General features: G+C 67.8%; 15 protein-coding genes. 3 read left to right on the top strand and 12 right to left on the bottom strand.

The features are described 5' to 3' along the window. Positions 1-156: 156 nt before the first annotated feature. Entirely contained in the window at positions 157-483 is a 327-nt protein-coding gene (locus tag IT779_RS25575) for a putative quinol monooxygenase (RefSeq protein WP_196151947.1), read from the top strand. 35 nt (positions 484-518) lie between these two features. Here IT779_RS25575 and IT779_RS25570 read toward each other — a convergent pair whose 3' ends face one another. The 3 genes from IT779_RS25570 to IT779_RS25560 form a co-directional block, all read right to left on the bottom strand. Then, positions 519-1,499, bottom strand: coding sequence for a WD40 repeat domain-containing protein (locus IT779_RS25570; protein WP_196151946.1), 981 nt, complete (start codon positions 1,497-1,499; stop codon positions 519-521). 66 nt (positions 1,500-1,565) lie between these two features. Beyond that, on the bottom strand, positions 1,566-8,858 hold the full coding sequence (locus tag IT779_RS25565) for a non-ribosomal peptide synthetase (protein WP_196151945.1): 7,293 nt from the start codon (positions 8,856-8,858) through the stop codon (positions 1,566-1,568). A gap of 171 nt (positions 8,859-9,029) precedes the next feature. Next, positions 9,030-11,483: an FAD-dependent monooxygenase gene (locus IT779_RS25560; protein WP_332838960.1), complete on the bottom strand. Its 2,454-nt coding sequence runs from the start codon at positions 11,481-11,483 to the stop codon at positions 9,030-9,032. A 562-nt stretch (positions 11,484-12,045) separates the two neighbouring features. On the opposite strand from IT779_RS25560, the gene IT779_RS25555 reads away from it, so the two are divergent. Together IT779_RS25555 and IT779_RS25550 are read left to right on the top strand one after the other, a co-directional pair. Beyond that, complete coding sequence (locus IT779_RS25555; protein WP_196151944.1) at positions 12,046-12,240, top strand: hypothetical protein; 195 nt, start codon at positions 12,046-12,048, stop codon at positions 12,238-12,240. A gap of 18 nt (positions 12,241-12,258) precedes the next feature. Further along, positions 12,259-12,555, top strand: a complete 297-nt coding sequence (locus IT779_RS25550; protein ID WP_196151943.1) for a hypothetical protein — start codon at positions 12,259-12,261, stop codon at positions 12,553-12,555. 164 nt (positions 12,556-12,719) lie between these two features. Here IT779_RS25550 and IT779_RS25545 read toward each other — a convergent pair whose 3' ends face one another. The 9 genes from IT779_RS25545 to IT779_RS25505 form a co-directional block, all read right to left on the bottom strand. Beyond that, positions 12,720-13,520: an SDR family NAD(P)-dependent oxidoreductase gene (locus IT779_RS25545; RefSeq protein ID WP_196151942.1), complete on the bottom strand. Its 801-nt coding sequence runs from the start codon at positions 13,518-13,520 to the stop codon at positions 12,720-12,722. A 3-nt stretch (positions 13,521-13,523) separates the two neighbouring features. Then, positions 13,524-14,402, bottom strand: a complete 879-nt coding sequence (locus tag IT779_RS25540) for an alpha/beta fold hydrolase (RefSeq protein WP_196151990.1) — start codon at positions 14,400-14,402, stop codon at positions 13,524-13,526. A gap of 2 nt (positions 14,403-14,404) precedes the next feature. Further along, the gene (locus IT779_RS25535) at positions 14,405-15,079 is read right to left on the bottom strand and encodes a TetR/AcrR family transcriptional regulator (RefSeq protein ID WP_196151941.1); all 675 of its coding nucleotides are present in this window, start codon (positions 15,077-15,079) and stop codon (positions 14,405-14,407) included. A gap of 56 nt (positions 15,080-15,135) precedes the next feature. After that, a complete protein-coding gene (locus IT779_RS25530; RefSeq protein WP_196151940.1) occupies positions 15,136-16,440 on the bottom strand; it encodes a hypothetical protein in 1,305 nt (434 codons plus the stop codon). Continuing rightward, positions 16,437-18,842 carry a CaiB/BaiF CoA transferase family protein gene (locus IT779_RS25525; protein WP_196151939.1) on the bottom strand — a complete coding sequence of 802 codons (2,406 nt, stop codon included), beginning with the start codon at positions 18,840-18,842 and terminating at the stop codon, positions 16,437-16,439. Before IT779_RS25525 ends, IT779_RS25530 begins: the two co-directional genes overlap by 4 nt. Beyond that, positions 18,806-19,777, bottom strand: a complete 972-nt coding sequence (locus IT779_RS25520; protein ID WP_196151938.1) for an enoyl-CoA hydratase/isomerase family protein — start codon at positions 19,775-19,777, stop codon at positions 18,806-18,808. Before IT779_RS25520 ends, IT779_RS25525 begins: the two co-directional genes overlap by 37 nt. Positions 19,778-19,835: 58 nt before the next feature. Continuing rightward, on the bottom strand, positions 19,836-21,074 hold the full coding sequence (locus IT779_RS25515; RefSeq protein WP_196151937.1) for a cytochrome P450: 1,239 nt from the start codon (positions 21,072-21,074) through the stop codon (positions 19,836-19,838). Positions 21,075-21,104: 30 nt separating this feature from the next. Continuing rightward, positions 21,105-22,028: a DUF7064 domain-containing protein gene (locus IT779_RS25510; protein WP_196151936.1), complete on the bottom strand. Its 924-nt coding sequence runs from the start codon at positions 22,026-22,028 to the stop codon at positions 21,105-21,107. Positions 22,029-22,219: 191 nt separating this feature from the next. Then, positions 22,220-23,779 (bottom strand): class I adenylate-forming enzyme family protein, encoded by a 1,560-nt coding sequence (locus IT779_RS25505; RefSeq protein WP_196151935.1) that lies wholly within the window; start codon positions 23,777-23,779, stop codon positions 22,220-22,222. Positions 23,780-23,876 lie beyond the last annotated feature (97 nt).

The following is a 23,876-nucleotide window of genomic DNA, read 5'->3' as shown; positions in this document are numbered from 1 at the left end:
AGAAGGGATTTTCTACGGTGCGAAGTTCCCCCGGCTGCGACATCTCTCGTCGGCGGATACGGTCACACGCCCGCCGGAGGCAGTTCGACGCCTCCGCTGCTCGCCGACGCGCGTATTCGTAACGAGGTGGGGGTATCGATGCGCTACCGTACTGGCATGTACGCATTGGTGGTGAAGCTGACGCTTCACGATACCGACGCCGCAGTCGTATTCGATCGCCTCGCCTCGAACGCGGTCGCTCGCATCGCCGAAAACGAGCCGGGTACTTTGCTGTATGCGGTACACACCGTCGACGGTGAACCTCGGTCGCGGATGATCTACGAAGTCTATGCCGATCGCGAGGCGTTCGAGTACCACCAGCGCCAGTCGCACACGCGCTATTTTCTCGAACAACGCGACAACTATGTCGAATCGAGCCGTGTCGAATTCCTGACGCCGAAGGTGTTCGAGGGGTTTCCGAAAGCCGCGACCCGAGAACTCTAGTCGGATGCCGCGCGGCACTGCTGCCCGCGGCGGAATCACCGACGAGTCAGGGTTCGTATGTGGATGTCCACCGAGCTGTCCGCCAGTAGCAGATCACCGTCGACGGATCCGAACGCGACCGACCACACCGTGGCGGCGTGGCCGGTCAGCGGCGCACCGATCGGTTGCCTGGTGACGGGGTCCCACAGTTGGACGGTTTTGTCGTTGGAGCCGCTGGCCAACAGCGGGCGGCCCCGTGTGTCCACGCCGAACGCCAGCGACCAGACCGAGCCGGTGTGGCCGGTCAGCGGCGCTCCGGTGGGTTGCCCGGTCGCCGGGTCCCAGAATCGCATCGTCCGCTCGGCGGAGCCGCTGGCCAATATCGGAGCGCCGTCGGCGTCGACGCCGAATGCCACCGACCACACCGGGCCGGTGTGAACGGTCAGCCGTGCGCCGATCCGTTGTCCGGTGGTCGGGTCCCACAGCCGGACGGATTTGTCGTCGGAGCCGCTGGCCAACACCAGGCGGCCATCGGCTCCCGTGCCGAACGCCAGCGCGGTCACCGCGTCGGTGTGGCCGGTCAGCGGCTTGCCGATCTGCTGTCCGGTGGTCGGGTCCCACAGTCGGATGGTCTTGTCGCCGGAGCCGCCTGCCAGTATCGGGCGGCCATCGGCGTCCACTCCGAACGCCACCGACCAGACCGGGCCGGTGTGGCCGGTCAGCGGTGCGCAGATCGGTTGTCCGGTCGCCGGGTCCCACAGTCGCAGGGTTCGGTCGTGGGATCCACTGGCCAACAACGATTCCCGTTCGGTGGTCGTGCCGAACGCCACCGAATTGACCGCGGCGGTGTGGCCGGTCAACGGGTCGCCGATCGGTTGTCCGGTCGCCGGGTCCCACAGCCGCAGGGTTCGGTCGTCGGAGCCGCTGGCCAACACCGACCCGCCGCAGGCGCCGAAGGCCACCGAGTTCACCATGCCGGTGTGGCCGGACAGAACGCGGTGGTTCGAGGAATCGATAGCGGTCGAGTGCGTATTCATCGCGGATCGGTGCGGCAGGTGTCGAACGCCGGAATGGTCACCACGGAAGCTTAGGCTCCGTTCCGGCTATCGGTGCGTTGTATTCCGGTCGAGGTCTTCGCGCCGATCTGCCGAAGTGAGTATCGAGTCCAGCCGCGCCGCGACTTCGCGGACGTGCGGTTCGGTCATCATGTGCAGGTGGTCGCCGGGGACCGGGATCAGGGTGAATCGGCGGGCGGCGTAGGGCTGCCATCCGTTGTCCTGGCTGTCGAACATGCTGCCTACCGTGCGATGGGCCAGATCCACGCCCGGTGGCAGCCCGTCCTCGGCGCGCAGCAGGGTGATGTCGCGGTCGTAGGGGTAGAGGGGATATTCGAGCATCGCCGTGTAGTTGGCGTGGAACACTTCGTAGAGTCGCCGCAGCGTTCGCGGCGAACTGTTCGGGGGCAGGATGGCGGACCGGATCGCCTGGGCGAGCATCGCGTCGAACAGTTCCTCGGATCGGTGGTCGTCGGGATCGAATTCGACGTTCGTGACCTCGTTTCCTTCCGCATACCAGAGCAATTCGAAGAAGAACCACCGAATCAGCTGTCGGTCGGCGACGGGTTCGCGTGCTTGCTCGCGCAACGCGATGGTGTCGAGCAGTGTCACACTCGCCACATCCCGTTCGGGCAGTCGCCGCGCCATCTCGAGTGCGACGAATCCGCCGAAGGACCATCCGGCCAGGTGATACGGCCCTTCGGGATACACCCGCCGAACCGCCGCCAGGTAGGACTCGGCCATGCCGACGATCGTCGTCTCCGGTGTGCTCCCCGCGTCGGCGCCCGCCGCTTGGAGACCGTATACCGCGCGGCCACGAGCGAGTTGGCGGGCAAGGGGCAAGTAGCACAGCACATTTCCGCCGATGGGGTGGACCAGGAACAGTGGCGCCTCGGCGCCGCCGGGAATGATCGGGACCAGCGGGTCGAATGCGCTCCCGATATCCCCGGAGCGGATCAACGCCGCGAGTCGAGCGGCGGTGGGCGCGCCGATGAACGAATCCAGCGGCACGTCCACGTCGAAGCGCCGGGACAGCGCCATGACCGCGCGCATGGCGCCGATGGAGGTGCCGCCCGAGGTGAAGAAGTCGTCGTCGACGCCGATGGAGGTGCGGCCCGCGTATTCGGCGAGCAGTTCGACGGCCGAGCGTTCGTATTCGTCGGCCGGTTCCCGTCGCGCGCCACCGCCGTGGTCGGACACCGATTCGGCCAGCGAGCGCAGTGCGCCGTCGTCGCGCTTGCCGCTCGGGGTGCGTGGCAGTTCGGCGACGAAGACGAATCGGGCGGGCACCATGTGGGCGGGCAGTATCTCGCGCAGGTCGTTGCGCAGCGCGGCCGGATCGGTCTGTTCGGACGCACCGACCAGGAAGGCGACCAGTTCGCCGTCGACACCGCCGAATCTCCGTGCCACCACTGCCACTTCGGTGATGGCCGGGTATCGCTCGACCAGGCCGAGCACGCACAGCTCCACCTCGGCGGGCTCGACCCGGAAGCCGCGGATCTTCACTTGACTGTCACCGCGGCCGAGGCAGACGAGGTCGCCCGAACTCAGGCGCACGCCGAGATCACCTGTGCGGTAGCGGATGTCACCGCCGTCGGCCGCCACGAACCGCTGCGCGGTCAGGCCGGACCGGTCGTGATAGCCGCTCGCGAGCGACCTGCCGCCGAGATACAACTCGCCGATCACGCCGTCGGCGACCGGACACAGTGCGCTGTCGAGCAATTCGGCGGTGTCGCCGTCGACCGGACGGCCGATGGGCGGCAGCGCCGGATATCCGTCGGGAGAGCCGTGCAGGGAGAAGGTGGTCGCGACGTGTGATTCCGTTGGGCCGTACTGATTTTCGAGTAGCAGTCCCGGCACGCGGCGGCACAGTTCGCGGATCTCGCCGGTGATGCGCAATTGCTCACCGGAGGACACGAGAACTTTGAGGCGCGCCGGGAACCTGCGCCGCGCCACCGCGGCTTCGGCGAAGGCCTGGAGCGCGACGTAGGGCAGGAACAGGCGCTCGATGCCTTCGTCCACCACCGTATTCAGTAGCTCTTCGACGTCGGCGCGCAAGTCCGCTGAACTCACCCGCAGCGTGGATCCGGTCGCCAGGGTCGTGAAGATCTCCTGGAACGCCACGTCGAAGCTCAACGGCGCCAACTGCAGCGTGGTGGCCGGGTCGCGCCCCGACCGGCTGCGAATCTGCCAGTCCACCAGCGCGGTCAGGCCGCGATGCGACATGGCCACGCCCTTGGGTTCACCGGTCGAGCCGGAGGTGAACAGCACGTAGGCGATCGCGTCGGGGGAGAGGTGTTCGGGGACGGTGGATTCGGTGGCGGCGTCGTCGGCCGGAGCGAACAGGTCCGCGGTGTCGAGGACCAGCCGGGCATCGTCGACGATCTCGGCGAAGTCGGCGTCGGCGATCACCCGGCGCGGGCGTGCCCGGTCGATCATCAGATTCAGGCGAGACCGCGGGTAGCCGACATCGAGCGGTACGCAGGTCGCTCCGATCCGCGCCAGCGCCAGCACCAGGAGCACCGTTTCCGGACGGCGTCGCATCAGGATGCCGATCCGGTCGCCTGGCCCGATGCCCGCTCCGCCGAGCCGCCGGGTGAGTCGTTCGCCGCGTTCGATCAGATCGTCGTAGGTGATGGCGGACTCATCGCCTCGGATGGCGACGGCGTGCGGACGAAGCGCGGCCGTGTCGGCTACCAGGGCGCCGACGTCGCGCGCGGTGGCCGGACCGGTGGCGCGGTCGATCGGCTCGTCCACGTCCGCGACGATCGCCGCCGACATGCGCAGCAGCGTCACCGCGGCCGCGTCGCACTGTTCCTGCGTCAGCGCGCGATCACCGTCGACTCGCACCCGCATTCGGCCGTCGCGCGGGTCCCGGACCACCGTTACCAGCAGTTGGAAGTTGGTTTCCTCGCGAACGTCGAACTCGCGCAGAGTGACTCGGTCCGAACCGAGGATCGGGGTGAACAGGTGGTAGTTCACGAAGTTGAACGCCGTCTCGATGGCGGGTCCGCCGTCGGCCAGGATGGAACGCAACGGATATCGCCGATACGGATAGGAGTCGCGTTCGAGGCGAGCCACCTGTTCGACGGCTTCGCGCCAGGTCGTCGCGGAGGCATCGAGCCGCATGGGCAGCGTATTCAGGAACAGGCCCGCGAAATTCTCCGCGCCCGCGCGATCGGGCCTACCGTGGCCGATCACACCGGTGGTGATATCGCCGCGGCCGGTCAGGGTTCGGAGCATGAGGCAGTGCGCGGCGAGGTAGACGGCCTTCTCCGGCAGTCGGTGCCCGGCCGCGAAGGCGGTGACCCGCTCGGCGAGGCCGCGCGGCAGCACCGCGGCCGAGTGCGGTCGTCGTGCCGCTCGCGCGCTCTCGTGGACCTCCAATCCGGTCAGCGCGGTCGTCTCGGCGCCCGCCAGCGTCGTCCGCCAGAATTCACGGGCCGAATCGTTCTGCGCCGCTAAGACTTCGGCTTGTGCGTACTCGGCGAGGACACCGGTGGGCTGTGGCGTGTCATCGATATCGGATTCCAGCAGTCCGAGCTTGTTCAGATAGTCGACCAGCAGTTCGAAGACCGAGGTCGCGACACTCCAACCGTCGAGGATGGCGTGGTGGAAGCTGAGCACCAGATCGATGCTCGCCCGCGCGGGGCCGGACCGATGCCGGAACACCCGCACGGCGTGCAGCGGCCCCCGGCCGAAGTCGTAGTCGGCGTGTCGGCGCGCCCGGATGTAGTCCTCGATCTCTCGCGCGGCGTCCGCCGGATCGAATTCGGCGAGATCGACGATCTCGAGCTCGCCATCGATCGCGGCGTGCACGATCTGCAGGGGGATCGAATACTCGCTCGGTGCGAAGGAAGAGCGCAGGGCGGGCCTGCGGCGCACGAGTCGGTCGAATGCGGCACGGAATTGATCCGCGTCCCACGGCATGTCGAGGCGATAGCGGAAGACGTCCTTGTACGTCGCCGATCCCGCGCGCTCGATGCTGTGGAACAGCATGCCGAGTTGGAGTGCGGTGGCGGGGAAGGCGTCCTCGGCGTGCTGTAGGGCGGCGCGGTCGATCAGCGGCACCGTCGCCAATCGATCGGTCACACTCGGCCGGTCGCCGCTCGGTCCCTCGGACACGATCCGGGCGAGCTCAGCGATCGTCGGATGGGTGTGGAAGGTATCCACGTCGAAGTACAGGCCGGCGCGTTCCGCGGCGGTGCGCACCGACAGCGCGAGAATGGAGTCGCCGCCGTGGGTGAAGAAGTTGTCGTGGACGCCGATGGACTCGATCCCGAGCACGGTGCGCACCACCCGCGCCAGCTCGGCTTCGACCGGTGTCCGAGGCTCGATCGACGCGCCCCCGGAATTCGTGGCCCCCGGGTCCGCCAACTCGGCCAGCGCCTTGTGGTCGGCTTTTCCGTGGTGTGTCAGCGGAATTCGTTCGATGCGCGCGAGCCGGGTCGGAATCATATAGCGGGGCAGGCGAATCGCCAGCCGCGCGGCGATCTCCGGGCCGGTCACGGCGTCGCCGACGAAATAGCAGACCAGCTGCGATCCGTGCCCCTGCGCCCGCTCGGCGACGACGACGGCGGCGCGTACGCCCGCGCAGGCCAGGATCGCGTCGCGCACTTCGCCGAGGGCGATCCGGTTGCCGCGTATCTTGACCTGATCGTCGAGGCGGCCGAGGAACTCCAGGTCGCCGTCGGCACGGCGGCGTACCAGGTCGCCGGTGCGGTAGCGTCTGCCGCCGAGCACCGTCGGATCATCGACGAAGGCGGTCGAGGTCAGGTCGGGGCGAGCGCGGTAGCCGCGCGCGAGACCGACGCCCGCGATATTCAGCTCGCCGGGCACGCCGATCGGCAACCGCCTGCCGGATTCGTCGAGGACCAGCAGGTCGATATTGTCGATCGGGCGTCCGATCGGCACCGTGTCGTGCGCGGCGTCGTCTCGAGTGAACCGCGGGTCGTCGGGCAGCGGACAATCGAAAGACGAGACGTCGACCGTGGCCTCGGTGGGCCCGTAGAGGTTCACCAACCGCGGACCGCCTTCCCCGACGGCGGTGAAGGCGGCGTAGAAGCGGCGGACCAGCGCGGGCGGCAGCGCTTCACCGCTGCTGAACACCCGGCGCAGGCTCGCGACCCGCGTCACGGCGGTGCGGTCGGCCTCGAGTTCGTCGACGAAGGCCGCGAGCATGGACGGCACGAAGTGCACGACGGTCACTGCGTTCGCCTCGATGGCAGCCACGATCCGGCGCGGGTCACGCTCGCCGCCGCCACCGAGCACAGCGACCGAAGCCCCGGATATGGCCCACCAGAACAACTCCCAGACCGAGACGTCGAAGGTGGTGGGCGTCTTGTGCAGGATCACGTCGTCGGCGGCCAGCGGATAGCGGCGCTGCATCCAGGTCAGCCGGTTGACAACCGAACGGTGCTCGACCATTACCCCTTTCGGCTCCCCGGTGGAGCCCGAGGTGTAGATCAGGTAGCTCAGGGCGTCCGGGCGCGCGCGGCTGTCGAAGGCGCCGGGACGGATGTCGTCCACCGCGACGCGAGTCGGGCCGAGGTCCGCGCACAACTGTGCGTGGTCGCTTCCGGCGACCACGAAGCGGGCTCCACAGTCGGTGATGGCCGCCTCGAGGCGCACGGTCGGTGCGTCGGGATCGAGGGGGACGTACGCGCAGCCCGCGCGCAGGACGGCGAGCACGGCGACGAGCATCTCGGTCGATCGAGGCAGAATCACCGGGACGCATTCGTTGCCGGTCGCGCCGAGTTCGTGCAGGCGAGCGGCGAAACCGTCGACCAGACCGAGCAATTCGGCGTAGGTCGACTTGCCCGAATCGGCGGAGATCACCGCGACCCGGTTCGGATGGTCGGTCGCTGTCGCGGTGAAGAGCCGATCGATCGTGGTGTCCGGGAACTCGATACGCGGTCCCGCCTCGAACGCCGCCATTTCGGCGCGCGCCCGCTCCGACAGCAGCGGCAGCGCGCGCACCGGCGTCTCCGGCCGGTCCAGCGACGCGGTGAGCATGGTCGCGATACTGCGCACCGCCGCCTCGATCGGGAAGTTCGCGTCGAAAACGCGCTCGTCGTAGAACAATTGGATGCCGAGCGTGCCGTCCCGGCCGTCCTCCCCGGAGACGATGGTCACCGCGTTCGTCGCCGTGCCCGGGTTGTGCACCGTGGTCTTCGAGATCAGCTCGTGCACGTGGTCGGCGTCGGGAAGTTTCATGTGGGAGTAGGCCACATCGTAGAGCGGCGGCGCGGCCGGGTCGGGATTCACCGCACGGGCCAGCTCGCCGTACGGGAAACGCTGATACTTCTTGAGCTCTCGGATCCGCTGGGACACCTGCTCCGCGATCCGCACGAGCGGCAGATCGCGATCGACGCGCACCGGCAACGGGACCACATTGGCGCGATGGCCCTGCGTGCGATACGTCTGCGCGGAATGTCGGTTCAGCATCGGGACGCCGATCACCACCTGCTCGCGGCGATGGATCGTCGTGAGATAGGTCGCCACCGCGGCCATCAGATAGGCGAAGACGGAGACACCGGTGGCGCGGACCCGGTCGAGATACGCACCGGGAATCATCGTGCGGTAGTGTCCGCGCACCATTCTCGGCGTGCCGTGCCGCGCGGGGAACAGCGCGGGCTCGACACCGTGCAACGCGGCGAGCAGACCGGCGCGGTCGGCCGCGTACCGCGCCGAGGCCCGGTACATCGCGTCGTCCTCGACGATGTCGCGATAGGTGGCGGCGGAACGGTCGGTGTGCTCGTCGGTCGGTTCCGGCCGCGCGAGCAGGTCGAGCGGAACGTCGGTCATCTTGTAGCCCGCGTCGATCGTGGCGACGAGCGGATTCATGCCGTAGCCGTCGGTCAGCGCGTGATGCAGCGACAACATCAGGAAGAACCGGTCGGGGCGATCCACCACGGCGACCGCGCGGGCGGGCTCATCCGGGCGCGCGGGGGCGCCCGCCTCACGCCACAGCCATTCTCGGGCCTCGGTCTCCGGATCCGGCGCGCCGGTGAGGTCGACGATCTCGACCGGCGCGATCTCCTCCGACATCCATTGGCGGAATTCGCCGTTCTCGAATTCGAAGCGCAGCCGGAAGGCGTCGTCGCCCAGCAGCGCCCGCCGCCAGCAGGCTTGCAGCCGCTCGATGTCGAGCGGCCTGTCGATGCGCAGGCTGTAGGTCTGTTGCGCGACGGGTTCGGGCGCAACGCGGAACGCCAGACCGAGCACGTCGCGCTGGTAGGCACTGACCGGCCACGCCTCGGTGCGATGTCCGGGACTCGTATCGGTTCGAGCGGTCCTCGTGTTGGTTCGAGAGGTCCTCGTGTTGGTTCGAGAGGTCACAACCACTCCTAATCGCGACGGACGCGGCGCGGGTCTGTGATCGGTCGGGAATCTACCGTGACGACGCCGACGGGCAACCCGTTGCCGCGGATATTCAGTTCTGGGACAGCGTGAATGGTCGTCGCGGACATCGATGTCCCACCGTGACGAGCACGGTCGTGACCGGACTTGTCAGATCGCCGACAGCAGAGCGCGAATACTCTCGTCGGCGAGCCGATCGGCGCGTTGGCGGGACACCGCGGGCTCGACATAACCCAGGTTGAAGAACAGTTCGCCGTGCGTGGCGTTGGCGGTGGCCATGATGAATCCGCATATCGACATACCCGAGACGAACTGCGCACCCGACAGCCGCCACGCGCCGATCTTGTCAGGGAACGCGTAGTGCCCCAGGTCGGTGATACACAGGTGGCCCGGTCCTCGCGTTCGCATCATCCGGACCGCGGACGCACTGTCGGCCACCGATTTCGGCGCGGCCACAGCGAGCATGTTCAACATCGCGAGGTGGTCGTCGCGGTCCATTCGCGTGTCGTAGGCACGCTCGAGCCCGGCCGCGATCTGCCACAGCGAGCGCCACGGCGCATACCGCGCGGCGGTCGCGATCATGCCCTGATAGGTTCCGACCTCGGCATCGGCGACGACGCCGAGCCGGTCGCGGAAGTTCACCGAACTGCCCACCGTGTACCAGGATTCGGCGTCGGCGCCCGATTCGCGAGCCGACGCGGTGAGCAGCGCCGCGGACAGGGCGGCGCGCAGGCCGACCCCGTGGCGTTCGCAGGCCGCCAGCAGGGCGTCGAGCCGATCGGCGTCGAGGCCGCGGTGCACGACACGGCTGCGGCACCGCGACGGCGGGGCGAGCCGGGTGGGTTCCAATCGCCGCGGTCGCCGCAGCTGGGACTTCTGGTCGCGCAGCAAGGCGCCGACGGTGCGGCCCAAGCCACGCGCGCCCGTGAATCCGGCCGGGAACAAGTCCTCCGGTCCAGGCCGGACCGGGGCGGGTTCGAGGGCGGCGACCTCGCCCGCCGCGACTTGCAGCACCTGCTTCGCCACCGCCATCGCACTCTCCCCGTCGGCGATCGCGTAGTGCAGGGTGAGTATCAGGTCGCTCGCCTCACCGTTCGTATCGGTGATCAGCACGGCGCGGGCGAGCGGGCCGGTGCGCCAGTCGAAGTGATCGCGAAGTTCGACGTCGTCGACTTCGGTCAGCCAGGCCGTCGGATCCGCGGATTCGACGTGGCGCAGCGGAATCGGCGTCGACACGGGTACGAAACGCGGCGCGGTGCCGTCGCTCTCGGCCACGACGGCCACACCGAGCAGCGGATGCGCGCGTTGGGCTTCGTCCAAGCCGACCCGCACCTGTTCGGCGGTGATCGAGCCGTGCACCCGCACGCGGGCCAGAATGTGCAGCGGCGCCAGCTGATCGGCGATCCAGTGCCAGCGTTCCGCCGGGGACAGCGGGCGTGGCAGGCGCGCGGTCGGGCCGTCGAGCGGCGGAAACGACATCGGCTCGGCCATCTCGCGCAGGAAGTGTTCGGCGGGCGCGAACCGCAGGTAGGTGTCGCGCACCTTCACCAGTGCTGGGTCGACCAACTGCTCGATCCTGCCGAGCGACCTCGACCCGTTGATCAACGTCGCGGTGCGATCCGCGCGCATCCGTTCGTAACGGCGCAGTCCCGCAACGGGATCCAGCGAGGTACGCAGGCTGTTCGCCAGCACGACCGCGTCCTCGATGGCGGAGTTGGCGCCCTGGCCGAGGCTGGGCAGCATCGGATGCGCGGCATCGCCGAGCAGGGTGACGCGGCCGCGCCCCCAGTGGTCCAACGGCGGGCGGTCCTGGCATGGCACGGCGAGCACGTCGGCCCAGTCGGTGCGATCGATACAGGCGCGCACCTCCGGCGCCCAGTCGGCGTAGAGCCCCCGCAGGTCCTCTTTGTCGCCGTGCCAGTTCGCGGCTAGCGCACCCGGCATGGTCATCGTTCCCCACCAGTACACCCGACCGTGGCCGATGTCGTGGATGCCGAAACGCATTCCGGTGGACCAATAGTGGATGGAGGAGCCGCGCGGCACCGCGGCGTGCTCGAACGGGGCGCAGGCCAGCCACGCGACGAAATTGCCGGGACGCGGCTCGGCGCGCCCGTGCAACTGCGCGCGCACCACGGAATGGATGCCGTCGGCTCCGACCAGCAGGTCACCGTCGGCGACGCGACCGTCGGCGAATTCGACCCGGATCCGCTCGCCGTCGTCGATGAACCGACTGGCACGCGCGCCGGTATGGGTCGGCGTGTCGCCGATCGCGCGCAACAGGACCGCGTGCAGGTCCCTGCGGTGCAGGGCGACACTCGGGGCGCCGAGCCGCTCGTCCTGGCGGCGCACGAGGAATTCCCGTAGCCGGGTCCCGTCGGCGGTGTTGAATCGGAAGGTCTCGATTCTGCCGCCGCGTTCGAGGAGTTCCTCCTCGATGCCAGGACCGATCGTGCGCAGCGCCGTGATCCCGTTGGCCTGCAACGCGAGTCCGAATCCCTGCCCGCGTAGTTCCGGCGCCGCCTCGTAGAGTTCCACCGCGAAACCGGCCTGTCGCAGTGCGGCGGCCGCGGTGAGCCCGCCGATGCCCGCACCGAGCACGATCACTTCGATCGGTCTACCTGTTCGACCTTGCGCTGACAACGAACGCCTCCTCCGTACCGGGTGACTTGATCGTTGGATGCGACCACCCGTGCGGCGCGGCCCTTCCGGTGCTGCGGTTGCCGGATGCGGCATCGTGGGAAAGCTCGAAATCGACGAGGATGCAGACGTCTTCCTTCCGGTATGCGGCTGCGGTGTGAATTGTGAGCGCGGCTACGAAATCGAAGAGGGTCGAGTACGGCTCGAGCCGTAGTGGACGGCCGATTCACGAGGGTCGTGTCGAGGTGGTCAACTTCGGCGCAATGCAACCGTAGCAGGAATATTCGTGCTCTGGACAGCGGTCGGATAACCATCCGAGAGGTCCGCTATCGGAATCGTTGCTTTCTTGAATAGCGGCTTGTGAGTCTTTTGGTGGGTACAGCAGACCGCGCAACCGTCTATCCACCCCGTCAGCAGCTGCCGGCCCGGTATTTCGGGGAACTTCGGACGACACTTCTTCCTCCGACCGAGTTTTTCGGGGCATGACTTCGCACTCGCTATCCCGAACCTCACCGCCTACCACGGCCGGGTGAACGACGCGAGATTCGGTCGTGACGGCCGACTGCTCGTCGGCGCGGGCGACGAGAGAGTCGTCCGCCTCTGGACCACCGACCCCGACACCGTCGCCGACCAGATCTGCACCAGCGGAAGCACACTCCTCGACGCCGCCGAATGGGAACGGCAAGCACCCGGATATCCGATGGCGACTCTCTGCCCGAAATGAGCGACCTCCAGCGCGATCATGCACCGCCGCCGCGCACACCCGAACGCCGCACCCCACGTATTCGAGTTGCGGCCCGGTGACATCGTGCTGCTGCCCGCCGCGGGAGCGCGGGTGTCATCGGGCTGTTCGGTCGAGGTTCTCGGTGTGTACCGAGACTCGACACCACTGCCGGACGGACGGGTGCTCGCACCCGAGGGACCGCCGGACGTGGTCGTGCTCCGCGCACCCGCGCCGGGCGACTCGACGGTGCGGTTGACGACCGGAGACCCGTTTCGCGCGACGGCGTCGCGGGAGCTGTCGGTTATCGTGCGGTGAGGCGAAAAGGGGATGGCCGAGGCGTACCGGCCCACCGTGTGCCCCGGAGACCACGTCCGGGGCACACCGGGCCGCATCTCCGCGACCGGTGTGGACCTGGCTCTGCCTGCCGTCGCCATCACCTGGGGATCGAGCTACCTGGCGGCCGAGAACGGGGCGCGCTCTCAGGAGCGTTTCGGCAGCGGCTTGCCCGCTGTGGTGCCGCCGTCGACGGGGAGCACGATGCCGGTGATGTAGCGGCCGCGTTCGCCGGTGAGGTAGGTGACGGCCTCGGCTACGTCGCGGGGGGTGCCTTCGCGGGGGAGGGGGCGGTTCGAGCGCATGATTTCGCGGACTCTGTTTTCCTGGTATTCGATTTCTTCGGCGCTCATGCCCTCGCCCGAGGAAGCGAGCAGGGGGGTCGGGATATTTCCGGGGGCGATGGCGTTGACGCGGATGTCGTGGCGCGCCAGTTCGATCGCGGCGGATTTCGTGAATTGCACGACGGCGGCTTTGGAGGCGCGGTAGATCATCACTCCGCCGCCCGCTTCGGTGCCGCCGATGGAGGTCATGTTGACGATGGCGCCGCCGCCCGCTTCGGCCATGTGGCGCGCGGCGTGCTGGGTGCCCGCCATGACGCCGAGGACGTTGATGGACATGATGCGCTGGAAGTCGCCGAGGTCGTCGTCGAGGAACTTGCGCAGTCGGCTGGACACGGCCGCGTTGTTGACCATGATGTGCAGGCCGCCCAGCGTTTCCACGGTATTTCGCACCAATTCGCCGACCCGGTCGGGATCGCCGACGTCGACCTGCCGGAAGTGAGCGCGTTCGCCGAGGGATTCGGCGAGTTGTTCGCCTCGGTCGGCGTCGATATCGGCCGCGACGACCGTCGCGCCGAGTTCGTGGAACAGTTCCACCGTCGCCCGGCCGATGCCGGACGCACCCCCGGTGACGATGACGACTTTGTCGGCGAATTCGTCGGGCATCGGTTACCTCCTCGGTCGATCGGCGAGAAACTCGAGAATGGTCGGTGCGGCGAGGACCCAGGTGTCGAACAGGTTGAATCGGTCCACCCGCCCGTGCGCCCGGTCCCGCACCGCGCTTTCCCAGGCGTCCTCGGGCCACGGCGGGTCGACGAGGGTCGAACCCTCGATCAGGCAGCTCACTTCCACGGAAGTGCGCCTCGGGTGGTCGGGATCGTGCGCGCCGCCGCGAATGATCAAGGTGGGTACTCGAATTCGGTCGAACAGCTCGTCCTCGACGCCGGGGATGGTCTGTCCCGGTTTCGGGACGTAGGCGTTGAGCCAGCGCGACATGACCTTGACGAATTCGTCGTCGCCGAGTTCGCGCAGTCGCGCTTCGTTGTTCGGGTTGAGTGCGACCAGCTCGCGCCATTCCGGCATGCGCAGCAGGCCGTCGATGCCGAGGGTGCGCGCCGTTTGCAGGTTGGGCAGGATGTAGTGGGCGCCGAGATTGAAGGTGCCGTAGATCCCGCCGACGATGTTCCACAGCACCAGTCTCGTCACCAGGTCCGGGTATCGGATCGTGGTCAGCATCGAATCGCGTGCGCCGCCCGAACCGCCCGCGAGCACGACGGGTCCGGTGTCGAGCGCGGTGAGCAGGCCCCGCAGCGTGTCGGCGCGCATGTGGGATTCGCTCTGCCCGTTGAACTGGACGTCCGACGCACCGCAATTGGGGCGGTCCCACAGCAGCACTCGGTGGCCGCCCGCGGCCAACGCCTCGGCGAGCGGGCGCAGTCCCGGGATGTCCATCGCGAATCGGCCACCGGGGGTGAGCACGATGAGATCGCCTGTGTCGCCGAGAATCTCGTAGGCGATGCGACCGCCGTTCACTTCGACGAATTCCACGTTCATACCTTCCTTCCGGAAGCCGCGGGCACCTGCCAGAGCCGGACGATGGCGTCGGTCAGGTCCTCCGCGGCGTCGCGCCAGGTCCAGCGGGTGTCAGGTCCGTGCGCGGCGAGTTCGCCCTCGAGCTCCGCGCAGGTGTGCATCAGCAGATTGCGGGTCATGACGGTGTGCCGGTAGCGCACATCCCTGTCGAGTTTCGGCAGGCAGCCCATGATGCCGTCGAGTGTGCGGCCGAGTAGGGGAGAGGCCAGCGCGTCCGTCGTCACGATCTGGCGGAACACCGGATCGGCCATGGCCTGGGCGGCGAAACGCGCGTACCAGCTCGGATTGCCGAGCGCTTCCAGGTGATCGGTCAGCGGACGCACGAGCAGGGCGACCCAGTCGCGCAATTCCGTGGAATCGGCTGTCTCGGCGAACAGTGCGACACGCACCTCGTCTATCTGTATTCGATGTTTGCGCTCGATCGCGCGCAACAGCTCGCTGCGGCTTCCGAAGTGATAGTTGGCGGCCGCGTTGTTTCCCTGCCCGGCCTCGGCGCTGATCAGCCGGTTGGACACCGCGGACAGGCCCTGTTCCGCGAACAGCCGCTCGGCGGTGGACAGCAGTGCTTCCCGCGTGGCCGCCGACCTGTCCGCGCCGGGTGCGCGCGCACTGTTCACACGTTCGGTCAACATGATCCCACCTTCCGAATCAGAGGATCGATCTACCTGAATGAGAGCGGCGGCCATTTCTATCCTGGTCGGAGTCGTTGGAGCAGTGCGGATTCGAGCAGGCCGCCGAAATCGTGCGCATGCCACAGATTCAGTACGTTGGTCAGCATCTGTAGCGGTGCGCGAATACTCTCGTGGGATTTTATCCGCGGATCGGTGCGCGTCAGGTCGGCGGAAGGCGCGAAGCCGCGCATGATCACGGCGGGGACATCGAGCAGCCAGGTGACGCCCATGGTTCCGATGTAGAGCATGAGTTCGGCCGCGAGGCGGCTCGGATCGAGTCGTGGGCCGCCGGATCGGTGTATCTCGGTGACGAAGAGGTCGAGCAGGTCGTCGAGATGGCGGTCCCACAGTTCGACTTCCGCCCCGGACATCGCGCCCCAGACGGCCATGGCCAGGTTCATGCGGCTGACGCATCCCCAGTCCATGAGTCCGCAGTGCAGTTCGTCCTTGTCGTCGCGCCAGAACCAGGCGTTGTCGACATTGGCGTTCCAATGGCAGAGCCCGCTGTATTCGGTGTCGGAGCGCAACCGCGACCAGATCGCGGATTCGTGTCGCTGGAATTCTACGGCCGCGTCGGCGAAACCGGTGAGAAAACTGTCCGTGCGGACGTGCTCGGGTAGTAGCGCGGGAAAGGCCAGGCAGAATTCGCGCAGTCGGGTGAGTCGTCGCGGCAATTTCTGGGGCGAAGGGCGCTGCCCGGCTCCCGTGATCTGTTCTTCGGTGGGAAACCGTTCGATCAGATGTTCGGGGAGCGCGCCCGCGCGGTGCGCGCCCACCAATCGCGCGACGGCGGTCAGCAGCGCGCGGTAGTGCTCATAAGGCTGCGGCATCTCGTAGTCGAGGCATTTGTGGTGCTGTGGTTCGATGCCGTCCGCGCCGAAGGCGATTCGCTCGGTGATCAGCAGTCCGGTCCCCGACTCGGCGTGGTAGTCGCCGAATTGGGCGGCGGGCACCGTGACGGGAAATCCGGGAGTGCGGGCCAATTCGGCGAAGCCGACCTCCGTTTCCATCTGCGTTCGACCCCGGTCCCTGATCTCGTCGTCGAGGTCGCGGGAGAATTTGGCGAACAGGTCGGTGTGCAGGTGCGGTTGTTCGTGGCGATAGCGCACCGAGAGCAGCGCCTTGCGTCCGGTGCTGCCGCCGCCGATCTCCCGGAATTCGGTGATGGCGGTGACGGCGTTGTCGGGGGCGAGAGTTCCCGCGGTGTGGAAGGCTCGCGTGAGGAATTCGGCGCCCGCCAGGTGCAGCGCCTCAGGATGTACGGGGATGGGTAGACCGTGGCGGTCGCCGATCGCGGTTTGTTCGGGTCGCGTCGCGGTCATGGCGTGCCGTCGATCGCCGCGGTCGGCGAGGACAGGATCTCGGCGAGTACATACGCGTCGTGCTCGCCGAGACATGGTGCGCCGCGCGTGATTTCCGCTTCGGAACGCGACATTCGCCACGGTGCGCCCAGGATCGGGCGCAGGCCTTCGCGGTGGTCGGAGACGAATCGGTAGAACTCCCGGTCCCACAGTCCGCGGTCGCCGATGATCTCCGGAGCCGTCGCGCTCTTGGTCGCGGGCACCCCGGCCTCGGACAGCCGTCGAGCGAGGTCCTCGGCCGCGTGGCCCAGCGTGTGGCGGGTGATCGCTTCATCGAGTTCGTCGCTGTTCTCACTCCGGCCGCGGTTGTTCGCGAAGCGGCTGTCGGCCGTCAGGTTCGGTGCGTCGAGGACTTCGGTCAGCTGCCGCCACTGCCGGTCGTCGGCGACCGCGATGCTGACCCAGCCGTCGGCACACCGGTAGCATCCGTGCGGGTTCAGGTCCGGGTGACGGTTGCCGACGGGGGCGAGCGGTTGTCCGGTGAGACCGTGTTCGAGGAGTCGGTCGCCGATCATGGTCGACAGCGTCTCGACGGCGGACACGTCGACGAACTGGCCCTCGCCGGTGAGTTCGCGGTGCAACAGCGCCGTGACGGCGGCGAATGCCGCGGCGGCGCCGACCGTCGAGTCGCCGTAGCGACTGTTGGCGCCCAACGGCGGCCCGCCGGGACGGCCGACGGAGGCGGCCGCTCCCGACAGCGCGGCGAAGCAGGGCGCGTAGCCGGTCTGGTAGCTGAGCGGGCCGCTCGTGCCCCACATCTTGATCGAGACCGCGATGATGTCCGGTTTGATCGCTGTCAACGCCTCGTAGGTCAGGTCGAGTCGTGCCATGGCGCCGGGGCGCAGGTTCTCGATGACGATATCGCTGCGGGCGATGAGTTCGCGCAATCGATCCGCCCCGGTCGGTGATTTCATGTCGATCTCGACGCTGAGTATTTCGGGGTTGATGCTCAGGAAATAGGGGGCGTGGTCGATGTCGGTGCCGCCGTAGGCGCGCATCTCGTCCGGATTGTCGCGGCTCTCCACCTTGATGACCTCGGCCCCGAGGAATGCCAGCAGTTTGCCCGCATACGGCGCCGCCCACACCTTGCCCAACTCGACCACGCGAACTCCCGCGAGCGGTCCGCCTCGGGTGCTACGGGGTCGCTGGAATCGGGGTGGTACGGGCTCACGTACGGACCCGCGTGCCGTCGTCGTCGTGTATTCGCCCAATTCCGGTGCGCAACGGGTGATCCGGGCCGGTGTGCGGCTCAGTCGATAGGGCACGGTCGGATAGTCCGCGGCGCCGAGGGTCGGATGCGTGACCCGCTGGAAGAAACCGCGATGCCGGTATTGCGCTGACTGTTTCAGGTCGGCGGCGTCGTTGACCGGTACCAGGGCGACGCCGAGCTTCTGGGCGCGTTCGGTCAGCTCGGCGCGCGAGCGGGCGGCGACGGATCGGGCGAACCCGGCGCGGAAGGCGGCCACCTTGTCGGCCGAGACATCGAATTCCAGCCAGTTCTCGTCGAATTCGTCCAGCCACGCGGCCTCTTCCAGTAACGCGCGCAGGCCACGCCAGTGATTCCGGTTGGTCATGTACAGGTAGACGGCGCCGTCCGCGCAGGTGAAGAACGAGGCGGGTCCCTGCTGATCGAAGTCGGTGCGTGCGCCTTCGGGAGTCACTTCGCCCGCGAGAAACCTGCCGAGCACGCAATCCGCGCGGGAGGCGAGCACGGCCTGCTGGGACAGATCGATGAATTCCCCCGCCCTGCGGTGCAGCTTGCCGAACAGGGCGGACGCGACGCACAGCGCCGCGTCCAATCCGGCTTCGTAGTCGGCGACGAACCTGCCCGGCCCCTGTAGCGGTGCGGCTTCGGGATCGCAATTGCCCGGCGTGTGATGACCCCAGCCGCCGGCCTGGAAGATGTTCAGGCTCGTGGCATTTCGGAGCCGGTCGGGCGCCTGCGCGCCGAAGGGGGTCGCCGAGCAGAACACGACGCCGGGATGGTCGGCCTCGACAGCCGTGCGGGCAAGGCCGATGCTTTCGCGCCAGGACGCCGCGTGGTCGTCGACGACGGCGTCCGCGGTCGCGATCAAGGCGTGCAGGGCGGCGCGGTCGGCCGTGTCCAGCGCGACCGACCGCTTGTTGGTGTTCGCGTAGGCGAACAGTCCGCTCGATTCGGTCCCGGCGCCGAGCACGGGGGACATGCGTCGGGTCGGACTTCCGGTCCCCGGCCGCTCGACCTTGATCACCTCGGCGCCGAAATCGGCCAACAGCTTCCCGCAGTACTCCCCGGCCACCCGCTCGGCCAGTTCGACGACGCGGAAACCGGCCAGCGCCTGTGCGGTCACGGCTTCTTGCGGCCGGAGCGGCTGAGCCGCCATTCGGGCGGGAAGTTCAGGTCGTTGTCCTTGACGACGTTGTTGAGGCCCTTGCCGAAGGTGTCCCCGGTGAGGTCGACCTCGTTCTCCTTGTCATTGGTCATCATCGGCAGCAGCCCCTCGACAAGGCCGGTCAGCAGGCTGCCGAAGTACTCGCCTTTGTGCTGTTTGTAGAGTTCGAGGAAGGTCTTCTGCACCGCGACGGTGTCGGTCGGCCGGGACCGCGAACACGCGAGCGCGTACTTGAGCGTCTCGGCTTCCAGATCCTCGCGCGGCACCACGCTGTTGACGAATCCGCACTCGCGCATCTCCTCGGCGGTGAAAGGCCGCCCCGTGAACAGCATTTCGGAGAACCTGCGCAGGCCCATGGTCTCGGCCCACCACCACAGCCGCGGACCCCAGCCGACGTAGCGGAAGGCAGGATGCCCGAAGAGCGCGTCGTCGGAGGAGATCACCAGATCGGCGTCACCGGCCTGGTAGAAGTGCCATCCGTAGCAGTACCCCTTGGCCTCGATGATGCTGATCTTCTTCAGCTCCTGCAGCGGTCGGTTGCCCGCGCGGGCCTTGGCGTAGTGGTCGGTGACCGTCGACAGGTAACGGTAGGAGTCGCCGGGCGGGTACTTCACGTTCTCGTCGTTGATCGAGAGTTCGTGCAGCAGTGACATTCCGGGGTTCTCGAGCATTTCGCGCTGCTCGGGCAGATCGCCGCCGCTGCCGAAATCGTCACCCTCGCCGCGGATCACGACGACCTTCACGTCGTCGTCGACATTGCATTTGTGGATGAGGTCGGCATAGTTCTGCCGCATACCCATATTGGTGGAGTTGAGTTCGTCGGGGCGATTGAAGGTGATGTACGCGATGCGGTTCTTGACGTCCTTCTCGAACGTGATGAACGGCTCGGCGTCCTTCTTCATCTTCTCGTAGTCGTACTCCGGCATGGACCTCTCCCATTCGGTGGTGGTGGCGCGGGGGCTGCGTTTCGGGAAGCCGTGTCGGCTACCAGGTGACCAGAAGCTCGTACAGACCGTAGGCGAGTGCGTCGTGCTTGAACGGCAGATCGTCGACGGGCTGCACGAGTCGCAGCGTCGGGATGCGCCGGAACAGGGTGGGCAGCACGATCTGCAACTCCATGCGCGCGAGTTGCGCGCCGACGCACTGGTGGCGTCCGAAGCCGAAACCGACGTGCGGCGCGTCCTGGCGTTCCAGATCCAACCGGTCCGGTTCCGGGTAGCGACGGGCGTCCCAGTTCGCGGGGGCGACGTCGAGGATGACCCCGTCGCCCGCGCGGATGGTCTCGCCGCCGATCTCGATGTCCTCGACGGCGACGCGCCGCTGACCGGTCTGGATGATGCTCAGGAAACGCAGCAGTTCCTCCACCGCGCCCGCGATCACCTTCGGGTCCGTGGCGTCGCGCAGCAGCTCGAGCTGATCGGGCCGCTGCGACAGCGCCGCCACGCTCAGGCTGATCTGGTTCGCGGTGGTCTCGTGGCCCGCGATCAGCACGCCCGTCGCCAGCTGCGCGGCCTCGCGCACGCTGATGTCACCGGCCCCGACGCGTTCGGCGAGGTCGGACACCAGGTCCTCGCGCGGGTCCTCGACCCGTTCGCGGATGAGATTCGCCAGATACTTCGCCAATGCGCCCGCTCCCGCCGCCGCGTCCTCGGCGGTGGCGTAGCGGCTCATGCCCTTGTTGGCCTGCTCCTGGAAGAACTCGGCGTCGGCGTACGGCACTCCGAGCATCTCGCTGATCACCAGCGACGGAATCGGAAGCGACAGGGCGGGAACGAGATCGGCGGGTTGCGGTCCGGCCAGGATCGCGTCGATGTGTTCGTCGGTGACACGCTGCACGGACGCGCGCAACGCCTCGACGCGCTTGAAGGTGAACGACTTGGTGAGCATTCGTCGATAGCGGTTGTGCTCGTCGCCATCGGAGGTGAACACCGACCGGGGACGTTTGTGCACGGTGGATCGCATCGCCTCGTTCCAGTGCGGATACCCATCGATCCGGTCGTCGACACTGACCCGAGGGTCGCCGAACAGCGCGCGTATCGCGTCGTATCCGGTGATCAGCCACGGCGTGCTGCCGTCCCAGATGCGTACCCGGAACAGTTCGCGTTCGGCGTTGCGCGCGCGGACGAGCGGGGGCGGCGCGAACGGTTCCTCGGCGGCGCGCCGCAGGGGGAAATCGGGGATATCGAGTGTCTCGTCGGGGGCGATCACGGTGTTGTCGGCCATCTTGTTCCTTCCTGGCGATCCGGGCGTGGTTCAGGGCTGGGTCAGCAGCGACCGTGCGAGGTCGCGGGCGAAGAATTCCTGGTTCTCGCCGAATCCGCGCTGTCCGTCCCACTCCCAGTCGGTCAACGTCCAGAACGCGAGTTGGCCCGGCCAGCCCATCCAGCGCAGCACGCTGCGCACTCGCCCTTCGGCCTGGAATTCCCGCCCGAGATCGTCCTCGGCTTCGAACAGCACCCGCGCCGGTGCGCCCGATTTCCGTTCCAGCACTCGCCGCTGTCCCTTGACGAGATTGCCGACGACGCCGTCGCGGGCGAAATAGCCGCCGACCACGACGTCGGGGGCGTCTTCGCCGACACCGATGGCGATGGCATGCCAATGCGATTCCGGCGACGCCACGGCCCACACGAAATCACCGGAGGGCGTCATATCGTGCCGGTGCGGTCCCCAGGTGCGGTCGCGCATCGAGAAGCAGTCGACCTCGAGGCGCTCGCCGTGCAGCGTCGCGACGCCGCGCACCCGGCCCGCCTGGTCGAAGTGGCGAGGAATGGACGGATCGGGGGGCACGCCGAAATCGTGCGGCTCCATCAGCGCGGTCCATTCCAGATCGAGGTCGAGGCCCGGTTGCGAATAGGACAGCCGGTACCGCCGCATCGGGTCGAGTACCTGGTGGCGCAGTGAGTTCGGTAGCGAGAAGTCCTCGAATTCCATGGGGCCGGTTGGCGGTTGGTGCCACCGCCAGTCGTAGTACAGGCAGTCGTAGATCTCCGCGCCGCTGCCGTCCCACAGCGCGGGTCCGCCGCCCGACACCCCGGTGCGCACGTCGTGGAAGTAATAGAAGAAGCCGTTGATATCACGTTCCGGAATATGGAATCCGAACCATCCGCTCTCGTTCCAGTACGGATCCTCGCCCGCCGGGTGGAAGACCTCGTCGTGCGCCCCGATCTCGTTCGGCATATCCGCGCCCCTCTCGTGTGGTGCAGCGTGCGGACCGATCGATCGCGGGCCCGCCCACGATCGTCTCCGCAGTCAACACCTCCCCACGAGATAAATCAATCCCTTTATTTAAGTCGGTACGCTGGGTAGAGTCGCGAGCGGGAGACTTGCTCACCTAGGCGGTGGCCCGTCGGATTATATTGTCGCTCTGCTTATTTCAGAGTTCCGTCGGCGACCTGGGTGCGCAGACCACGGCGGTCGAGTTTGCCGCTGGGGAGGGTGGGGATGGTGTCGCTCGAGGTGATTATCCAGCGGGTCGGGACCTTGTAGGCCGAGAGTTCGCGTCGAGTGTGGGTGGCTATGGCGTCGAGGTCCAAGGTGTCGGGGCCGTCGGATGCGGGCACGATGACCGCGCAGACCTGCTCGCCGCGTTCGGGGTGCTCGACGCCGACGACGAGGCATTGCTGCACGCCGTCGTGCTGCTCGACCACCGCCTCCACCTCGCGCGGGGAGACATTGGCGCCCGCGACCTTGATCAGTTCGCTGGTTCGCCCGACGTAGAACAAGCGCGGGTCTTCGGGAATCCGGTAGACGCGGTCGCCGGTGTGGTACCAGCCGTCCGGGTCGAAGACGTCGTGGCGTTCGCGCTTGTTGTAGCCCGCCATCGAGCCGATCCCGCGGATGAGCAGTTCGCCCGTGGCGCCTACGGGTACCGGATCGCCCTGGGGGTCAACGATCTTCATGTCGGTGTGTGCGAAGCTGCCCGCGGATTCGGACAGGGTGCGGTGGATCGGGAACCGGTCGGGCACATTGTGCATGGCGATGTCGAGCGGGCCTTCGCGCAGCAGCGGCGCGGCGCTGAGGTCGCGGTCGGGGAAGCTCGGATGTTCGCGCAGGCGCTGGGTGAACGCGGGCCATCCGACGATGCCTTCACCGCGTTCGCGTTCGATGAGGTCCAGTGCCACACCGGCTTCCGGGCGCGGCATGACCAGAAGTGTCACCGGCTGATGCAGGGCGCCGGTCGCGGCCAGGACGCCGCCGATCCAGAAGAACGGCATCGAGGACAGGACGCGCGGCGCCGCCGAGCCGTTGCACAGGCCGCGAATGGCGTCGGCCCAGCCCGCGGTCTGGCGGACCAGGGTGCCGTGGGTGTGCAGCACACCCTTCGGGTCGGCGGTCGATCCCGAGGTGTGGATCATGATGGCGAGATCGGCGGGGCTGACCTCGTTTTCGACGGCGGCGAGGATTTCCGGCGCGAGCGCGGTGCTTTCGTCGGGCGCCGCGACATCGGCCCAGGCGCGGCCCGCGCCGCCGGGGATCGCGATGCGGCGCAGGTAGGGCGCGGTGGGCAGGGACAGCGCCGGTGTCGGTGTGGCGGCGAGGCCGGGCAGTGCGGCCTCCAGCTTGTCGGCGGTCTCGCCGCCGGGGATGTTCGGTGGGGCGACGAGGACGCCGATATCGGCGAGCCGGATCACCTTGCCGAGTTCGGCGGGGGTGTAGAGCGTGCTCAGCGGCACCGCCACGGCGCCGATTCTGGACACGGCCAGCCACCAGACGATCCAGTCGGCGTCGTTGGGGAACAGCAGCCCGACCCTGGCGCCTTTGCCGATCCCGTCGCGCAGCAGCTGCCGCGCGGCCAGTCCCGACCGGTGCAGCGCCTCGGCGTAGGTGAGGCGGGCGGTGGGAGAGACCAGGTAGGTGTGATCGCCGAATTCGTCGACCGCGCGAGCGAGCAGGCGTCCGACGGTCGGTTCGATGGTCGAGGGCGGCATATCTGCACTCCGTTCTGTCCGGTCAGTCTGACATGTCCGGTGCGCGCCCCGGACCGCCCCCGTGCCTTCGGACCGATCGGGCGCATGTCGACCGCGG

It is taken from the genome of Nocardia bovistercoris, from assembly GCF_015674855.1.
GTDB lineage: Bacteria > Actinomycetota > Actinomycetes > Mycobacteriales > Mycobacteriaceae > Nocardia > Nocardia bovistercoris.
The sequence above is the reverse complement of the archived record's forward strand: the minus strand, read 5'-3'. Positions and strand labels throughout refer to the sequence as shown.